The sequence below is a fragment of the Allobosea sp. LjRoot90 genome, from assembly GCF_964254315.1.
Classification (GTDB): Bacteria; Pseudomonadota; Alphaproteobacteria; order Rhizobiales; family Beijerinckiaceae; genus Allobosea.
The window spans coordinates 68060-84220 of sequence record NZ_CAXUTF020000006.1 but is presented as its reverse complement, the minus strand read 5'-3'; the positions used below and the strand labels follow the sequence as shown (position 1 = coordinate 84220).

Genomic DNA, 16161 nt, shown 5'->3' with positions numbered 1-16161 from the left:
TTGCTCAGGCTTCGTCGAGGCCGATGTCCACCGCCGGCGCCGACTGGGTGATCTTGCTGGTCGAGATGTAGTCGACGCCGGTCTTGGAGATCGGGCCGATCGTGTCGATGTTGATGCCACCGGAGGCCTCGACCTTGGCGCGGCCGGCGATCAGCTCGACCGCCTTGGTCATGTCGGCGACCGACATGTTGTCGAGCATGATCACGTCGGCGCCGGCCTTGGCGGCCTCCTCGACCTGCTCGAGCCGGTCGCATTCGACCTCGAGCTTGGTCAGCACCGGCAGCTTCTTGCGGGCGCGCTCGACGGCGGCGGTGATGCTGCCGCAGACGGCGATGTGGTTGTCCTTGATCATCACGCCGTTATCGAGGCCGAGGCGATGGTTGAGGCCGCCGCCGCAGGTCACGGCATGCTTCTCCATCATGCGCAGGCCGGGCGTGGTCTTGCGGGTGTCGATCAGGCGCGCCTTGCTGCCGGCCATGGCGGCGGCATAGCGGGCGGTCTCGTTGGCGATGCCGGAGAGGCGCTGGGCGATGTTGAGCGCGGTGCGCTCGGCGGTGAGCACGCTGCGGGCGGCGCCCTCGATCTCGACCAGGATCGCGCCCTTCTCGACCTTGTCGCCGTCCTTGACCAACAAGGTCACCTTGAGCTCGGGATCGTAGCGCTTGAACACCCGGGCGGCGATCTCGACGCCGGCGACGATCATCGGCTCGCGGGCGTTCATGTGGAACTTGCCGGTCTCGCCGGGCTCGATCATCACCTGGACGGTGAGGTCGCAGGCGCCGATGTCCTCGATCAGCCAATGGTCGATCAGGCGATCCGTGGCGAAGCTGTCATACATGGCAGGCCCTCTCTCCCGCGGCGATGCCGCTCGAAACATGTTTGTATGCAAACAATAGCAGCGGGAAAATTTGGCTGTCAATGCGCCATCGGAACCGTGCTTGCAACCAGCAATCGCGTCATGGTGGGGTCATCCCGGGCGGGTAGAATCCTGTATCAGCCCGGCAACAAACAATCTTGTATGCAAGAATTGCGGATCGTTGCCGTTTTTTTCGCGTCTGACGGCGTCAGCTCGTCCGCAATAACTGAAACCGCAGGCATCTCTCGCAATTTGGCGTAGATTGGGCGGCCGCCCGCTCGCCTCGCCTTGTCTTGACTTGGTCTAAGAGGCGCGCCAGTATCGTTTGTACACAAACAAAATCCGAACACCCGCTTTGCGGCGAGGATCAAGCATGGCGCTGGACGAAGCGAGCCCGGTCGCGGACGACAAGATCCGCTGTGATGCCTGCCCGGTGATGTGCTTCATCAAGCCCGGCGCCGTCGGCGCCTGCGATCGCTACGGCAATGTCGAGGGCGAGCTGGTGCGGATGGAGCCGCATATCGTGCTCGAGCGCACGCTGGAGCATGGCGGCGAGGTCGTGCCCTTCGCCGGATCACGCGAATGGGAAGGCGAGATCGTACACCAGCAGGGAACCTTCATTACCGCGATCGGCGCCGGCACCACCTATCCCGACTACAAGCCCGCCCCGTTCATCGTCTCCTCCGAGGTCAATGGCGTCGACATGGTCACCGTCGTGACCGAGGGCATCTTCAGCTATTGCGGCGTCAAGGTGAAGATCGACACCGACCGCTTCCTCGGCCCCGAGCAGGCGACGGTACGGGTCGAGGGCGAGGCCATCGGCCACGTCACCACCGGCGAATACGGCTCGCAGATGCTCTCGCTCGGCGGTGTCCACCATCTCACCGGTGGCTCGAAGAAGGAGGGCCGTGTCACCTGCGACGCGCTGCTCCAGCTCAGCAACGGCAAGGCGGTCGAGCTCACCATCGACGGTGGCGAGAGCGTGATCGTGCAGGCCGGCAAGCCGCCGATCGTCAACGGCGTCGCCGAGAGCCGCATGCGGGTCGGCTGCGGCTCGGCGACGATCGGCATCTTCGCCAAGCAATGGCATGGCAAGGTCGACGAGGTCGTCGTCGTCGACGACCACATCACCGGCGTGCTCTCCGAGCACCAGGCCGGCAAGCTGCTCGGCATGGCGGGAACCGGCATCAAGCTGAAGGGCCGGCGCTCGACGCCCGGCCGCTACTTCCAGGTGGCGCAGCCCGGTACCGGCTGGGGTGGCACCAATATCAGCGACCCGCTCACCATTCTCGGGCCGTTCGACCCCAAGGTCGCCTATCCCGGCCTGCGCCTGCTGATGGTCTCGACCACCGGCGAGCACGCCGCCTATTACGAGCTCGACGAGAACCTGCAGCCTGTGGAGACGCAGATGCCGCAGCCGCTGGTCGAGCCGGTCGAGCGCATCGCCGAGAATTGCGAGCCAGCGCTCTCGACCGTGCTGTTCATCGGCGGGGCCGGCGGCTCGCTACGCGCCGGCGTCACCGAGAACCCGGTCCGGCTGACCCGCTCGGTTAAGGACGCGCTGACCTATGTCACCTGCGGCGGCGCGCCGGTCTATATCTGGCCGGGCGGCGGCATCACCTTCATGGTCGACGTCACCCGCCTGCCCGAGAACGCCTTCGGCTATGTGCCGACGCCGGCGCTGGTCGCGCCGCTCGAATTCACCATGAGCCGGATCGATTACGAGGCGCTCGGCGGCCATATGGACGCGATCCAGCCGCTTGCCTCGCTCAAGGGCGGCAGCCAGCTGCGCCTGCCGCAGCGCCCCGACAATCCCTGGCCGCTGGCGCCCGAGCAGCCGCGCCGCTCGCTCGGCTAGGGCGATGCGCTTCGAGCAGCCCTCGGCGCGCTTTCTGCCGGATGGCAGGCGCCTGCTCCTGCAGCAGGGGCCGATCGATCTCGTCATCGAGGCCGCCGGGGAGCAGGACGCAGTGAAGGCCGCGCATGAAGCGGCGATCCGCCGCTTCGACGGTCTGCTCGCCGAGCTTTGCGATGAGTTGAAGCTGCTGCGGACGGCAGTGAGCGAGATGAGCCCGCTGCCGCTCGGCCCGGTCGCCCGCCGCATGCACGCTGCCGTGGCGCCTTTCGCCGAACGCAGCTTCATCACGCCGATGGCCGCCGTCGCCGGCTCGGTCGCGCAGGAGATCCTCGGCGTGATGTGCGCGGCCGCGCCGCTCACGCGCGCCTATGTCAACAATGGCGGCGACATCGCGCTGCATCTGTCTGATGGCGAGCAGTTCCGCATCGGGCTGGTGAAGCGCCCCGACCGGCCGGAATTCTTCGCCACCGCCACGATCGGGCCCGAGGACGGCGTCGCCGGCATCGCGACCTCGGGCTATCCTGGCCGCAGCTTTTCGCTCGGGATCGCCGAGGCGGTGACGGTGCTCAGCTACACGGCCGCCATGGCCGATGCGGCGGCGACAGTGATCGCCAATGCGATCGACCTCCCCGGCCATCCCGCGGTCGAGCGCCTGCCGGCCAGTTCCATCCAGAGCGACAGCGATCTCGGCGAGCAGTTGGTCACCCGCAACGTTGGGCCCCTGACAATCGACGAGATCGAGATCGCGTTCGCTGCCGGCCTCGCCGAAGCGGAGCGCCTGCGCGCTGCCGGCCTGATCGTCTCGGCCGCTATGCATCTGCAGGGCGTGAGCCGCACGCTCGCCACGCCTATGATCGTTCAAGAAGACCCCGAGAGGAGACTTGCCCGTGCCTGAGATCGCCGTGCGAAAATACGCCGTGACCGTCGAGGAAATCTATCACGAGGGCGGCCCGGCCGCTGCGGTACCGCTGAAGCGCGGCGCGGCGCTGGCCGTGATCGCCAACCCCTATGCCGGCCGCTATGTCGAGGACATCCAGGGCTTCATGGATGATCTGAAACCCTTCGGCCTCGCCATGGCGCAGCGCCTGCTCGCGGCGATGGGCGGCGACGTCAAGGCGATCGAAGGCTATGGCAAGGGCGCCATCGTCGGCGCCGCCGGCGAGCTCGAGCATGGCGCGCTCTGGCATGTGCCAGGTGGCTACGCCATGCGCGAACTGCTGGGGGACGCCAAGGCGATCGTGCCCTCGACCAAGAAGGTCGGCGGCCCCGGCACGCGGCTCGACATTCCGGTCACCCATGTCAACGCTTCTTACGTTCGCAGCCATTTCGACGCCTTCGAGATCGGCATCACCGACGCGCCCCGCGCCGACGAATTGCTGTTCGCGCTGGTGATGACGACCGGCTCGCGCATCCACGCCCGCGTCGGCGGGCTGAAGGCGAGCGAGATCAAGGGCGAGGACGGCCTGCGATGAAGGCGCGGATCCGCAAGGTCGTCACGGTCGTCGACGAAACCCATACCGAGCTTGGCCGGCCGGTCTCGCCACCGATCCGCCGCGCTGCTGCCGTTGCGGTGATCGCCAATCCCTTCGCCGGCAAATATCAGGAGGATCTCTCCGAGCTGATCGATATCGGCGAGGAACTCGGCGACCTGCTCGGCCGCCATGCGCTCGCCGCGCTCGGCATCGAGGGCGAGGCGGTCCAGGGCTATGGCAAGGCTGCCGCTGTCGGCGAGGATGGCGAGCTCGAGCACGCCGCCGCGATCCTGCATCCCAAGCTCGGTGCCCCCCTGCGCAAGCTCCTCGGCAAGGCGCCGGCGCTGATCCCGTCCTCGAAGAAGCGCGGCCCGCTCGGTGTCGTCCTCGACGTGCCGCTCGGCCATAAGGCGGCCGCCTATGTCCGCAGCCATTTCGACGGCATGGAGGTCAGGATTTCGGACGCCCCGCGCGCCGGCGAGATCGTCGTCGCGGTGGCATTGACCAGCGGCGGCCGACCATTGCCGCGCGTCGGCGGGCTGACCCATGCCGAGGTCAAGGGCGAGGACGGGCTGCGGTAGAGGCACTTGCTGCGCCTATGAGGATAAGGCGCGGGGAACCCTTCTCCCGTGTGGGAGAAGGGCAGGGATGAGGGCCCGCCCTACCCGCAGAAGATGCAACGCCGCCGTACAGCTCTGGTAATCAACGGCAGTCCCTCACCCCTGCCCCTCTCCCATCCGGGAGAGGGGTTCTAGGTCGAGACTCTCTACCTCACCTTCCGGCCTTGCGCGCTCTCGCCACCGCCGCCTCGATTCCCTCCCAGGCCGGTTTCCCGGGCGCAAACCGACCGCGCAGGTAGCCCGCCAACTCGACAATCTGACGATCGTCGAGCGCTGTCGCGAAGGAGGGCATCGAGCCGATGCCGTGCTGGCCGCCTTCGAGCAGCATGTTGACGAGGTTGGCCGTCGTTGCCGCATGCAGCTTCGACGACAGGCCGAGTGCAGGGCCGGCATTGAGCAATGGCGCGGCGCGGCCGGTCTCGTGGCAGGCGGCGCAGGCGCCTTCATAGAGACGCGCGACAGGTGAGGTTGCGGGATTGGCGGCCCGCGCCGTCTGCTGCCCGACCCGCGCCGCCAGCGCTTCGGCTTCAACTGCGGGTAGAGGTTCGTTCAAGGAGGCGAGATAGCTCGCCATCGCCCGGATATCGGCGTCGGGCAATTCCCTGAGCTCGGCGATCACCGGCGCCATCGGTCCCGCCGCCGCGCCGTGATGCTGCGAAGTGCCGGTCTTCAGATAGGCGTAGAGCTGCATCTCGCTCCATGGGATCGGCCCGGCAGAGAGCTTCGTCAGTGCCGGAGCCTCCCAGCCCTCCGCCTCGCCGCCAGCGAGATAGGCGCTGCCACCCTTCTCTGCGCCGAGCACATTGCGCGGCGTGTGGCAGGCGCCGCAATGGCCGAGTCCATCGACGAGATAACGCCCGCGATTCCATTCGGCAGAGCGGGTCGCATCGGGCTTCAGCTCGTCTTGCCGGTTGAACAGCAGGTTCCAGCCAGCCATCAGCGGGCGCAGGTTGAACGGGAAAGTGAGCCGGCTCGGTTCGTTCTCCCGCCGCACCGCCGGCTGCGACATCAGGAAGGCGTAGAGCGCCTGCAAATCGGCCTCGCTCGCTTTCGCGAAGCTCGGATAGGGGAAGGCCGGGTAGAGTTGGCGACCGTCGCGATGCAGGCCGGCGCGCATCGCCCGCTCGAAGGCCGCATAGGACCAGTAGCCGATGCCGGTCTCCGGATCGGGCGTGATGTTGGTGGTCAGCACCGTGCCGAAGGGCGTCGGCAGGGCAAGCCCGCCGGCATAGGGCACCCCGTCTTTGCCGGTGTGGCAAGTGGCGCAGGCGCCCAGCGCTGCGAGCTGGCGGCCGCGCTCGATCGTCGCCGCCGACCAGGTCGACGGGTCCGGCCGGGCGATCGGCGCGATCGAGGGCGCGAAGGCGAGCGAGACGGCGGCGAAGGTCGCAGCGCCGGCCACGGCGGCGCCGAGCTTGCTCCACCAGGGCAGGCTCTTCTTGTGCTCCTGAGGCGGTGACTTCAGCAGCTTCGTGCCGTTGAGGCCGGCGAGCACGCGCTCCGGCGTCAGCGGCAATTCGCGGAAGCGCACCCCGGTCGCGTCGAAGACGGCGTTGACGATCGCCGCTGCGCTCGGGACGGAGGCCGATTCGCCCGCGCCCATCGGCGGCAGATGCTGCCGGTCCATCAGCATGACGTCGATCGCCGGCAGCTCCGGGAAGGTCAGCACCGGATAGGAGCCCCAGTCGCGGCTGGCGACAGCGGTCGTCTGCGAGAACGTCACCTCCTCGCGCAGCACCCGGCTGGTCGATTGCAGGACGTTGCCGTGGATCTGGTGCGTCACCCCGGCGGGGTTGACCATCATGCCGGTGTCCTGGCCGACGGTGACGCGATTGACGGTGACTTCGCCCGTCATGCGGTTGACCGCGACATCCGCGACCCAGGCCGCCCAGGCGGCGCCGACGCCGGGCCAGCTGCCATGGACATAGCGGGCTTGTGCGAAGCCGCGCCCGCGCAGCACCTCGCCATCGGCTTCCATGCGCGGGCCGACATGCGGCTGCCAGTTGGCGCGCTCGGCGGTCGCCCGCGTCAATTCGGCGGCACGCTCGTCATTGATGTGGCGCAGGCGGAACTCGACCGGATCGACGCCGGCCTCATGCGCCAGTTCGTCGATATAGCTTTCATGGGCGAAGACGTTCGGCATCGCCGAGACGCCGCGCAGCCAGGACGCCCGCACGATCGGCGGCATGTCATAGGCCGTCAGCCGCATGTTCTCGTAGGTATAGGACGGCACCGCGGTGCGGTCGCCCATCCGCAGCGCCGCCGGCTGGTTCGGGATGCGCCCGGTCAGCAGCAGCGCCAAAGTCGGGGCAGCATTTGACGGATACCAGGTGTGGAAATCATAGGCCTTGAGCGCCCCGCCCGGGCCGAGCCCGCCCTTGATGTCGATCAGCTGGGCCGCGCCCTTCGGCTCCCAGAGGTGCTCCTGCTCGCGAGTGAGCTGGACCCGCACGGGCATGCCGACCGCGCGCGAGAGCAGCACCGCATCGGCGACGACGTCGTCGGCGCAGTTGCGGCCATAGCAGCCGGCGGCCTCGAAGCGGATGACCTCGATCCGCTCCTTCGGCAGGCCGGTCAGCAAAGCAAGGTCGTTCTGCAGCGGGTGGGGGTTCTGGCTGCCGGTCCAGACGGTGATGCCGTCCGCGCGCACATCGGCGACCGCGCAGGACGGGCCGATCGAGCCGTGCATGTGGTAGGGCCAGACATAGGTCCGGTCGAGCCGGGTCTCGAGGCCCTCCAGCGCCGTCTCGACATCGCCCTCGTCGACGAGGAGGCGTGGCGTCGAGGGGTGGGTGCGCAGCGCCTGGCCGAGATCGGAAAGGTCGGGCGGCGTGAAGTCGCGCCACTCCGTCTTCAGCTTCAGCGCTGCTTCCGCTGCCTGCTCCTCGCGCTCGGCGACGATGCCGATGAAGTCGCCCTCGACCACGACTGCGCGGACGCCGGGCACGTCCGCGATCGAATTTCGATCGACCGAGATCAGGCTCCGGCCGACGAAGTCGCCGGCGTCCATGCCGGCATAGGGCGGGCGCACCACCCGGCCATGCAGCATGCCGGGCACGCGGACATCGTGGACATAGGCGAAGCTGCCGGTGACCTTGGCCGGGATGTCGACGCGAGCGACCGAACGGCCGACCAGCTTGTGCTGGTCGACCTGCTTTAACGCGGCGCTGTCGGCCAGCGGCAGCAGGATGCGCTCGTTGGCGAGCAGCGTGTCGAGGGCGATGGCGGGGGTGGTCTCGCCTTTTCGCGCGATCACGCCGTCGCTCAGCGCGATCTCGTCCTCGCCGCAGCTGAGCGCCGCGGCTGCGAGCGTGATCAATCTGGCGCGGATTTGCGTCGCCGCGATCCGCAGCGCCAGCGAGGTGACCTGGATCGTCTCGCTGGCGATGGTCGGCCCTTGATCGGGCGTCTCGGCAGTGTCGCCGAGCACCATCTCGACGGCGGCGAAGGGGAAATCGAGCTCCTCCGCCACCATCTGGGCGAGGGCGGTGCGGATGCCGGTGCCAAGGTCGACATGGCCATTGAAGGCGAAGATGCGGCCTTCCGCCGTCAGGCAGACATGTAGGTCGAGCCCGTCCTCCGGCGCGGCGTCGGCGGCTGCGCCCTGGCGCGGCGCCACCACGCCGATCACGCCGCCGCGCTTCAAGAGCGCCTTGCGGGAGAGGGGCTCGCTCATGACGCGGCTCCAATTGCTGCGCATGACGACGAGCGCAACGCGCTCTCTCCTCCCTTGTGGGGTAGAGTTGGAGAGGGGGGTAGACAGCCGTGAGCTAGCAAGAATGGCAGAACGCAATCGCGGATCGGAGAAGTGTCGCGGGTGGCATACCCCCCTCCCCAACCCTCCCCCACAAGGGGGGAGGGGGTACGGCGGCGCTTGGCGGGACGGATCGAGGTCTGCCTCATGACGCCGCCGCGTCCTGCTGCCCGCGTTCGGCGGCGAGCATCACCGCCTTGACGATCTCGACATGGGTGCCGCAGCGGCAGAGATTATGGCGCAGCGCCTCGCGCACCTCCGCTTCGCTCGGATCAGGGCGAACATCGAGGAAAGCCTTCGCCGTCATCACCATGCCGGCGATGCAGTAGCCGCATTGCGCCGCCTGCGCGTCGATGAAGGCCTGCTGCAGCGGATGCGGCGCGTTGAGGCTGCCGAGCCCTTCGAGCGTGACGATCTCCCGCTCAGCCGCAAGCCGCACCGGCAGGGCGCAGGCACGCGCCGCCTGCCCGTCGATCAGCACCGTGCAGGCACCGCATTCGCCGAGGCCGCAGCCAAATTTCGGGCTGTTGAGCGCGAGGTCATTGCGCAGGAAGAACAGCAGCGGCGTCTGGGCTTCGCCCTCGACCTCATGGCTCGCGCCGTTGACGCGAAGCGCAAAGCGCCGCGTCGCCCTCATGGCTCGCCCAGGCGGGGCGAGGCGCGCCTGATCGTCCTGATCGTCACGGCCACCGAGATCGTTCGTATACGAATGAGAATAATGACAAATCGAAGTAGGCTGCAAGCGGGATTTCTACGGGAAGGCGCACTCCGTCATGCTTGGGCTTGCCCCGAGCATCTCAGGCCGGAGGAGGCTCCAATCGGCACCCTCTCGTCCTGAGATTCTCGGGTCTGCGCTTCGCCTCGCCCGAGAATGACGCCGGAGCCAGCCGAACCTAGTGCGCCACCGACGGGATCTTCTCCGCCGGCGGGGTGTTGCGGCTGATGCCGCTGCGGACGATGCCGTCGATCACTATCATGCCGATGCCCGGCAGGTCGCCGAGCTGGATCGAGTCGAGGAAGCTCGTCCCGGCCGAATGCTGGGCCTTGTCCATGAAGACGAAGTCGGCGCTGCGGCCGACCTCGATCAGGCCGCAATCGAGGCTGCGCATCCGGGCGGTGTTGCCAGTCGCGAAGCAGAACGCCACCTCGGCCGGAACGTCGCCGAGCGAGGACAGCATCGAGACCATGCGGACAATACCGAGCGGCTGTACGCCGGAGCCCGCCGGCCCGTCGGTGCCGAGGATGACGCGCTGCAGCTCGTCCATCTCGCGGGCGACGCGCAGGGTGTAGAGCGCGGCGCGCTCATTGCCGTTATGCACCAGCTCGAGGCCGCGCTTGCAGCCCTCGCAGATGCAGCGGATCTCCTTGTCCGGCAAAGCGGTGTGCCCGCCATTAATGTGGCCGACCACGTCGGTGTCCGCCTCCAGCACGACATCGGCGCCGATCAGGCCGGAGCCGGGGATCGAAGGGCCGCCGGTATGGATGGTCGACTGGATTCCGTATTTGCGGGCCCAGGCCACCATCTCCCTGGCGCGGGCGCCGTCCTTGACGCCGCCGAGGCCGACCTCGCCGAGCAGTCTTACGCCGGCATCGGCCAGATCCTTGAAATCCTGCTCGACCATGCCGGGCTCGATCACCGGTGCGCCGGCATGAACCTTGACGCCGCCGGGGCGGAACGCGGTGAAGGCGCGTTGTGCATAAATCGCCATGGCTTTCAGGCCGACGATGTCCTTGGGCCGGCCGGGGGTGTGGACCTCGCCGGCCGAGATCATGGTGGTGACGCCGCCATGCATGGTCGAGTCGATCCAGCCGAACTGGTTCTGGCGCGGCGTCCAGTCGCCGGCGACCGGGTGGACATGGCTGTCGATCAACCCGGGCGAGAGCACGGTGCCGTTGGCATCGATGACAGTGTCGGCCTGGTCGGTGTCGAGATCCTTGAAGCGACCGACCGCGGCGATCCGACCGCCGATGGCGATGAGGGTATCGGCTTCGAGGATCGGACGCTCGATGTCGCCGGTGAGCATCAGGCCGATATTCTTGACCACCAGCGTGTGGGTGCTGCCGACCGTCGTCGCCTGCTGTTCAGCCATCGTATCCGCCCTGTCGTCCGTTGCCGAAATCTGGCGCCATCCTCATCGCCGGAAGCCCGATTGACAAGCGTGACGGGAGGCGTCATATCGTTTGTATACGAATGAATTTCTGCCCCGTCCGAACCCGGCTGTCAAGCAGCAAGGATCGCGCATGCCTTACGCCGTCACCAGCGCCTGCATCCGCTGCAAGTACATGGATTGCGTCGAGGTCTGCCCTGTCGACTGTTTCTATGAGGGCGAGAACATGCTCGTGATCCACCCGGACGAATGCATCGACTGCGGCGTCTGCGAACCGGAATGCCCCGCCGAGGCGATCGTCGCCGACAGCGCCGACGGAGCCGAGCAATGGCTGGTGCTGAACGCCCGCCTGGCGCCGCTCTGGCCGAATATCACGCAGAAGAGCGAGCCGCCGGCAGATGCCGACGACTGGAAGGGAATACCGGACAAGATCGACCTGCTTTCCGAACGTCCGGCAATGTGATATCTGATGGCCTGCATCCGATAATCTGCTAAATCGCTAGACTATCTGAGGATCGATGAGATGAGCAATTTCTACGAGGAGCGCGTGCTCTCAGTCCATCACTGGACCGATACGCTCTTCAGCTTCACGACGACCCGCGACACGACTTTCCGCTTCAAGAACGGCCAGTTCACGATGATCGGGATCAAGGTCGGCGAGAAGCCGCTGCTGCGGGCCTACAGCGTCGCCAGCACCAATTACGACGAGAACCTCGAGTTCTTCTCGATCAAGGTGCCGGACGGTCCGCTCACCTCGCGCTTGCAGAACCTCCAGGTCGGCGACCCCATCATCATCGGCAAGAAGGCGACAGGCACGCTGGTGCTCGACAACCTCAAGGACGGCAAGCGCCTGTTCCTGCTCGGCACCGGCACGGGCCTCGCGCCCTTCCTGTCGCTGATCCGCGATCCCGAGACCTATGAGCGCTACGAGAAGGTCGTGCTCGTCCATGGCTGCCGCCAGGTCTCCGAGCTGGCCTATGGCGAACGCATCCAGCAGGAACTCCCGAACGACGAGTTCCTGGGCGAGATGATCCGCAACCAGCTCATCTATTACCCGACTGTGACGCGCGAGCCCTTCCGCAATCGCGGCCGCATCACCGATCTGCTGACCTCCGGCCAACTCTTCAGTGATGCCGACATGGAGCCGTTCGATCCCGCCGGCGACCGTTTCATGCTCTGCGGCAGCCCGCAGATGCTGGTCGATCTCAGGCAGATCTTCGACGAGCGCGGCCTCGAGGAAGGCAATCATGGCGAGGCCGGCGACTACGTCATCGAGAAGGCTTTCGCCGAGCGCTGAGGCGCGTCTGCAATCGCACTTTCCGTCATGGTCGGGCTTGTCCCGACCATCCACGTCTTCACGTCACCGATCGCGTGCAGTGTTCAAGGCGCGGATGCTCGCCACAAGGGCGAGCATGACGCGCGCAGCGGCTTTTTGCCGAACGCGTCACGGCCTGCTACCTGTCCGGCAAATCACCTCGACCGACGAGTAGCGCCATGACCGAGACCTTGCCCGACCGGCTGTCCTCCAATCCCAACAGCCCCTTCTACAACGAAGAGCTGCTCGCGAAGGACATCGGCGTCCGCTTCAAGGGCGCCGAGAAGACCAATGTCGAGGAATACTGCGTCAGCGAGGGCTGGGTCCGCCTCACCGCCGGCAATGCCAAGGACCGCCATGGCAACCCGATGACGATCAAGCTCAAGGGCACGGTCGAGCCCTATTTCCGCAAGGCCGAGTGAGACTCGCCGCCGCGGGCGACCGCCAGCGCGAAGGCGGCGATCGCCAGTACCGAAAGACCGGCGCGCACGGCGTGCAGCGCGCCCCAGCGCTCGATCAGCGCCCGGCTCGCCGCGGCCTGCTCGGCGCTTAACGCCAGCAGCGCATCGTTCACGGGCGCGATCACGATCAACGTGAAGGGCAGATTGGCGAGCATGAGCGCCGCGCCGACCAGACAGAGTGGATCGCGAGCCCGCCAGAAGGCGAGTGCGCCGGCAAGGCTCGCCAGCACTGCGAGCCCGGCCTGCATCCGCGCCGCGCGCGGATAGCTTTCCTGCCATTGCAGCAGAAGCGAGCGATCCTCCAGCGCGAGTCGTGCTGGCTGCTCCGCGACGAGAATGTAGATCGCAGCACCGGCGAACAGCGTCGCCAGGATCAGCGCGGCGAGGCCGATGGCGGAAACGCCGCGGCGTTGCGTGGTCGTATCGAGACTGGATTCGGGCATGGCCGCCTCCTTGAAATGAACAGCATGCTATTTATTATTGCATAGCATGCTGTTCAATTGCAATCTCGCCGAATCAGGTCCCGCATGACCAGCTTCAAGACCAGCTCCGCCGGCTACCTTGCCAACCATGTCGCCCGTCTGTTCGCACGCGAACTGGCCGAGGCAGTGCGCCCGCTCGGCCTCGCCCCGGCGCAGTTCATGGTGTTGCTCGAGCTCTGGCGCGAGGAGGGGCTGACGCAGAAAGATCTGGTCGGCCGGCTCGATGTCGAGCAGGCGACGATGGCGGCGACGCTTGCCCGCATGGAGCGGGACGGGCTGATCGAGCGCCGGCCCGATCAGGCCGATGCCCGCGCCCGCCGCATTCAGCTCACGCCACGGGCGCGGGCGCTGCAGGAACCGGCGCTTGCCGCCGCGAAGGGCGTCAATGCGCGGGCATTGGCTGGTTTCTCCGATGACGAGCGCGAGGCTGTCCTCTCCGGCCTGCGCCGTATTGTCGGTGCGCTCTCGCGCGGCGCGGAGCTCGGCTAGATCGGCGTCCAAACCGAGCGGGAGTGCCGGTCGACGTCAACTCGCCACGGCGCCGCGCAGCAGTCCCACGAGGTCGGCCTGGCGGGTCATGCCAGTCTTGGCGAAGACCTGCCTCAGCGTGGTGCGGGCCGTCCCTTCGGTCCAGCCGAGCATGACGGCGGCCTCGCGCGGGGCGTGGCCACCCGCGATCAGCGCGGCGAGCCGCGCTTCCGACGGGCTGAGGTCGAAGAGGCCGGCGACGAGGTCGGCTGACGGTGCCTTGGCCTGGACCAGCGGAGTCGCGATAAGGATCGCAGTCGCTTGGCCGAACAGATCGTGGGCCGCCCCCTTGACCGGGACCAGATGAAAGATGATGGGCGGCAAGTCATTGCGCGCCCGCATCGGAATCGAACGGACCGCAGCCATCTGCCCACCGCGGCCCAGCGCTTCCAGAGCGGTCGCGAAAAGCGCATCGGCGCCGGCATCGGTCAGCTTCAGGCGCGAGGGAAGGTCCTCGATCGCAGACGGCATCAGCCGCGTGAGAAGGCTGTTGGCAGCGAGAATCCGGCCGCCCTTGCCGAGCACGGCTGCGGCCAGCCGCATGAGTTCCAGTGCCGCTGCGGCGCTGCGTGCGCGCTCGACCTCCAGATGATTGGCGATCAAAGCCGCTCGCGCCAGATGCGGCCGGACCCGGTCGAGCGCCGCGACGATCGTCCGGGGGAAGGGGCCGGCCGCGAACGGCTTTTCGAGATTGACCATCGCGAAGTCGCCGGAGGGAATGCTGATCGCGGTCGCGACACCGGAGCCGTAGCCACGCGGAATCAGAAAGTCGCGGTAGAGGGACAGTTGTTCGGCCTCGCCGGGCGCAAAGACGTCGCCGTCGGTGATGAAGCCGGCGTGCTGAAAGGCGACGGCCCGCTTGGTGCGCTCGTTCTGCGCGCCGCCCTGGGCGAGCCAGATCTCGTCCCACATCTCCTTGAACGTGTCGCTCGTGCTGACGATCGACAGGCGCGCCTCGCCGATCCGGGAGAACAGCGCGGCCGTTGCGTCACAATCACGTGCCAGCCCCTCGAGCCAGCCCTGCCATCGCTCGGGAATCACGGCGGCCTCGTAGAGGCCGTCGATCAGTGCGTCGAATCCATCGCCGAATGGCAATAAAGTTCCCCTTTCGCAGCGCGCACAACCATAGCTAGCATGCTTCTCGCGAAAGCGCCTTGTAGAAGAAGGTCGAACCGCAATCGCGCCCATCCGGCATCAGCGCATAGCGCGGGATGGTGCCGACCTCGGTCCAGCCCAGGCGATGGTAGAGCCGCCGCGCGGCGCCGGCCTCGTCGGTGTCGAGCACCAGCAGGTCGCGCGCCAGCGCCAGTGCGGCAGTTTCCGCCGCCCGCATCAGTGCCTCGCCGATGCCGCGGCGGCGTGCCCGCGAATGCACCAGCACCTTGGCGATCTCGGCCCGGTGCGGCTGGTTCGGCTTGGCGGTCGGATGGAGTTGGGCCGTGCCGACGATGCTAGTTTCGTCGCTGGCTACGAACAGCAGAACGCGCCCGGCTGCGACCTCGGCCGCGACGCCCTGCCAGAAGCGGTCATAGTCGGCGTCAGAGTTCCATTCCATGAAACCGACCGAGGCGCCATTGGCGACGGCGTCGCGCAGGATCCCGGTGAGCGCGGGAATTGCGGCCTGCGCCCCCGCGGCGTCGAGCTGTTCGATGGTCATGCGGCCGGCTTCCTTAAGTCCGTCAATGCGCCGCCAAATAGCGGCTTAATCCATTATGCAAGATTAATTCCAACATAGTAGATATCGGTTCGCAAGGGCACTGCGGCCCTATCGTCAACTCAGATTTTACGACGTTTGGCGAATTCCGGTCTCGCCAGCCCAAATCCAGCAGGCGATTTCCGAAAAAGTCACGGGGTCGCGCTTTGCTGTCAGCCGGAGACGCCGGGAACGGCGCCGGCGCAGGGGAGGCGTCGATGAACAGGGGGCTGGAATTTCTCGGGCGCTCGGTCGTGCGGTTCATCACGCGCGGCAAGCCGCAGAGCGGGCCGGTCGACGGCAAGGCTCTGGCCCGCCTGAAGGCCGCGCTCAGACCGGGCGACGTGCTGCTGGTCGAAGGCCATATGAAGGTCTCGGCGGCGATCAAATACCTGACACAGTCGACCTGGTCGCATGCGGCGCTTTATGTCGGCGAGACCGGCCGGTTCAGCCCCGAGGGCGAACCTCTGGTGCTGGCCGAAGTCGAGATGGATGTCGGCTGCGTGCTCTCGCCCTTGTCGAAGTATGGCGCCTTCGGCACCCGCATCTGCCGGCCCCAGGCCCTTGACCGCGAAGGCCGCCAGATCGCCGTCGACTATGTGCTCGAGCGGCTCGGCACGCAGTATGACCTCAAGAACATCCTCGATTTGGCGCGCTGGCTGATCCCGATTCCCTGGGCGCCAGCCGGCTTCCGCCGGCGCATGATCGCGCTCGGCTCCGGCGACCCGACCCGGGCGATCTGCTCGACGCTGATCGCCCAGGCTTTCGAGGCGGCGCGCTATCCGGTGCTGCCGACCGTCGAATATGCCAGCGCGATGGACGAGCAGGATTTCGAGGAGATCCTGCACATTCGGCATCATTCGCTCTATATGCCGCGCGATTTCGACATCTCGCCCTATTTCTCGGCGGTGAAGCCGACCTTGGAGGCCGGTTTCGACTATAAGAGGCTGAATTGGGCGCAGGAGCGCCTGCTCGCGGCGGAGTGAAACGGCGGCCGATCTGCCTCGCGCCCTT

General features: G+C 67.0%; 16 protein-coding genes. 9 read left to right on the top strand and 7 right to left on the bottom strand.

The features are described from left to right. Positions 1-4: 4 nt before the first annotated feature. A complete protein-coding gene (gene nadC, locus ACSQ3M_RS21065; protein WP_436152031.1) occupies positions 5-838 on the bottom strand; it encodes a carboxylating nicotinate-nucleotide diphosphorylase in 834 nt (277 codons plus the stop codon). A 391-nt stretch (positions 839-1229) separates the two neighbouring features. Here nadC and ACSQ3M_RS21060 point away from each other — a divergent pair, with 391 nt between their 5' ends. Genes ACSQ3M_RS21060 through ACSQ3M_RS21045 form a run of 4 tightly spaced genes read left to right on the top strand, consistent with a single transcriptional unit; the run spans position 1230 to position 4767 of the window. Next, positions 1230-2714 (top strand): 6-hydroxynicotinate reductase, encoded by a 1485-nt coding sequence (locus ACSQ3M_RS21060; protein WP_436152030.1) that lies wholly within the window; start codon positions 1230-1232, stop codon positions 2712-2714. A 4-nt stretch (positions 2715-2718) separates the two neighbouring features. Then, the gene (locus tag ACSQ3M_RS21055) at positions 2719-3609 is read left to right on the top strand and encodes a UPF0280 family protein (RefSeq protein WP_436152029.1); all 891 of its coding nucleotides are present in this window, start codon (positions 2719-2721) and stop codon (positions 3607-3609) included. Beyond that, positions 3602-4186 carry an amino acid synthesis family protein gene (locus ACSQ3M_RS21050; protein WP_436152028.1) on the top strand — a complete coding sequence of 195 codons (585 nt, stop codon included), beginning with the start codon at positions 3602-3604 and terminating at the stop codon, positions 4184-4186. The genes ACSQ3M_RS21055 and ACSQ3M_RS21050 overlap by 8 nt, the downstream gene beginning before the upstream one ends. After that, positions 4183-4767 carry an amino acid synthesis family protein gene (locus ACSQ3M_RS21045; RefSeq protein ID WP_436152027.1) on the top strand — a complete coding sequence of 195 codons (585 nt, stop codon included), beginning with the start codon at positions 4183-4185 and terminating at the stop codon, positions 4765-4767. Before ACSQ3M_RS21050 ends, ACSQ3M_RS21045 begins: the two co-directional genes overlap by 4 nt. A 190-nt stretch (positions 4768-4957) precedes the next feature. Here the strand turns inward: ACSQ3M_RS21045 and ACSQ3M_RS21040 are convergent, their stop codons facing one another. The 3 genes from ACSQ3M_RS21040 to ACSQ3M_RS21030 form a co-directional block, all read right to left on the bottom strand. Continuing rightward, complete coding sequence (locus ACSQ3M_RS21040) at positions 4958-8482, bottom strand: molybdopterin cofactor-binding domain-containing protein (RefSeq protein WP_436152026.1); 3525 nt, start codon at positions 8480-8482, stop codon at positions 4958-4960. 223 nt (positions 8483-8705) lie between these two features. Continuing rightward, complete coding sequence (locus tag ACSQ3M_RS21035; RefSeq protein ID WP_436152025.1) at positions 8706-9197, bottom strand: (2Fe-2S)-binding protein; 492 nt, start codon at positions 9195-9197, stop codon at positions 8706-8708. 256 nt (positions 9198-9453) lie between these two features. After that, positions 9454-10650, bottom strand: coding sequence for an amidohydrolase family protein (locus tag ACSQ3M_RS21030; RefSeq protein WP_436152024.1), 1197 nt, complete (start codon positions 10648-10650; stop codon positions 9454-9456). A 151-nt stretch (positions 10651-10801) separates the two neighbouring features. On the opposite strand from ACSQ3M_RS21030, the gene fdxA reads away from it, so the two are divergent. The 3 genes from fdxA (at position 10802) to ACSQ3M_RS21015 (ending at position 12405) form a co-directional block, all read left to right on the top strand. Continuing rightward, positions 10802-11131, top strand: a complete 330-nt coding sequence (gene fdxA / locus ACSQ3M_RS21025) for a ferredoxin FdxA (protein ID WP_436152023.1) — start codon at positions 10802-10804, stop codon at positions 11129-11131. Positions 11132-11191: 60 nt separating this feature from the next. Next, positions 11192-11965: a ferredoxin--NADP reductase gene (locus tag ACSQ3M_RS21020; protein WP_436152022.1), complete on the top strand. Its 774-nt coding sequence runs from the start codon at positions 11192-11194 to the stop codon at positions 11963-11965. A gap of 197 nt (positions 11966-12162) precedes the next feature. After that, positions 12163-12405 (top strand): DUF3297 family protein, encoded by a 243-nt coding sequence (locus ACSQ3M_RS21015; protein ID WP_436152021.1) that lies wholly within the window; start codon positions 12163-12165, stop codon positions 12403-12405. On the opposite strand, the gene ACSQ3M_RS21010 is transcribed toward ACSQ3M_RS21015, so the two are convergent. Next, entirely contained in the window at positions 12384-12887 is a 504-nt protein-coding gene (locus tag ACSQ3M_RS21010; protein ID WP_436152020.1) for a DUF1772 domain-containing protein, read from the bottom strand. The two genes, ACSQ3M_RS21015 and ACSQ3M_RS21010, sit on opposite strands and share 22 nt — an antisense overlap. An 84-nt stretch (positions 12888-12971) precedes the next feature. On the opposite strand from ACSQ3M_RS21010, the gene ACSQ3M_RS21005 reads away from it, so the two are divergent. Next, positions 12972-13415 (top strand): MarR family winged helix-turn-helix transcriptional regulator, encoded by a 444-nt coding sequence (locus tag ACSQ3M_RS21005; RefSeq protein ID WP_436152019.1) that lies wholly within the window; start codon positions 12972-12974, stop codon positions 13413-13415. Between the two features lie 36 nt (positions 13416-13451). On the opposite strand, the gene ACSQ3M_RS21000 is transcribed toward ACSQ3M_RS21005, so the two are convergent. Beyond that, a complete protein-coding gene (locus ACSQ3M_RS21000) occupies positions 13452-14549 on the bottom strand; it encodes a helix-turn-helix transcriptional regulator (protein WP_436152018.1) in 1098 nt (365 codons plus the stop codon). Between the two features lie 34 nt (positions 14550-14583). Next, positions 14584-15111 (bottom strand): N-acetyltransferase family protein, encoded by a 528-nt coding sequence (locus tag ACSQ3M_RS20995; RefSeq protein WP_436152017.1) that lies wholly within the window; start codon positions 15109-15111, stop codon positions 14584-14586. Between the two features lie 254 nt (positions 15112-15365). Here ACSQ3M_RS20995 and ACSQ3M_RS20990 point away from each other — a divergent pair, with 254 nt between their 5' ends. Then, positions 15366-16133 carry a YiiX/YebB-like N1pC/P60 family cysteine hydrolase gene (locus ACSQ3M_RS20990; RefSeq protein WP_436152016.1) on the top strand — a complete coding sequence of 256 codons (768 nt, stop codon included), beginning with the start codon at positions 15366-15368 and terminating at the stop codon, positions 16131-16133. The last annotated feature ends 28 nt before the right edge of the window (positions 16134-16161 follow it).

Bases quoted from the DNA above. Each gene is read 5' to 3' on its own strand.
- nadC (WP_436152031.1), bottom strand. From the start codon at position 838: ATGTATGACAGCTTCGCCACGGATCGCCTGATCGACCATTGGCTGATC.
- ACSQ3M_RS21060 (WP_436152030.1), top strand. From the start codon at position 1,230: ATGGCGCTGGACGAAGCGAGCCCGGTCGCGGACGACAAGATCCGCTGT.
- ACSQ3M_RS21055 (WP_436152029.1), top strand. From the start codon at position 2,719: ATGCGCTTCGAGCAGCCCTCGGCGCGCTTTCTGCCGGATGGCAGGCGC.
- ACSQ3M_RS21045 (WP_436152027.1), top strand. From the start codon at position 4,183: ATGAAGGCGCGGATCCGCAAGGTCGTCACGGTCGTCGACGAAACCCAT.
- ACSQ3M_RS21040 (WP_436152026.1), bottom strand. From the start codon at position 8,482: ATGAGCGAGCCCCTCTCCCGCAAGGCGCTCTTGAAGCGCGGCGGCGTG.
- ACSQ3M_RS21035 (WP_436152025.1), bottom strand. From the start codon at position 9,197: ATGAGGGCGACGCGGCGCTTTGCGCTTCGCGTCAACGGCGCGAGCCAT.
- ACSQ3M_RS21030 (WP_436152024.1), bottom strand. From the start codon at position 10,650: ATGGCTGAACAGCAGGCGACGACGGTCGGCAGCACCCACACGCTGGTG.
- fdxA (WP_436152023.1), top strand. From the start codon at position 10,802: ATGCCTTACGCCGTCACCAGCGCCTGCATCCGCTGCAAGTACATGGAT.
- ACSQ3M_RS21020 (WP_436152022.1), top strand. From the start codon at position 11,192: ATGAGCAATTTCTACGAGGAGCGCGTGCTCTCAGTCCATCACTGGACC.
- ACSQ3M_RS21015 (WP_436152021.1), top strand. From the start codon at position 12,163: ATGACCGAGACCTTGCCCGACCGGCTGTCCTCCAATCCCAACAGCCCC.
- ACSQ3M_RS21010 (WP_436152020.1), bottom strand. From the start codon at position 12,887: ATGCCCGAATCCAGTCTCGATACGACCACGCAACGCCGCGGCGTTTCC.
- ACSQ3M_RS21005 (WP_436152019.1), top strand. From the start codon at position 12,972: ATGACCAGCTTCAAGACCAGCTCCGCCGGCTACCTTGCCAACCATGTC.
- ACSQ3M_RS20995 (WP_436152017.1), bottom strand. From the start codon at position 15,111: ATGACCATCGAACAGCTCGACGCCGCGGGGGCGCAGGCCGCAATTCCC.
- ACSQ3M_RS20990 (WP_436152016.1), top strand. From the start codon at position 15,366: ATGAACAGGGGGCTGGAATTTCTCGGGCGCTCGGTCGTGCGGTTCATC.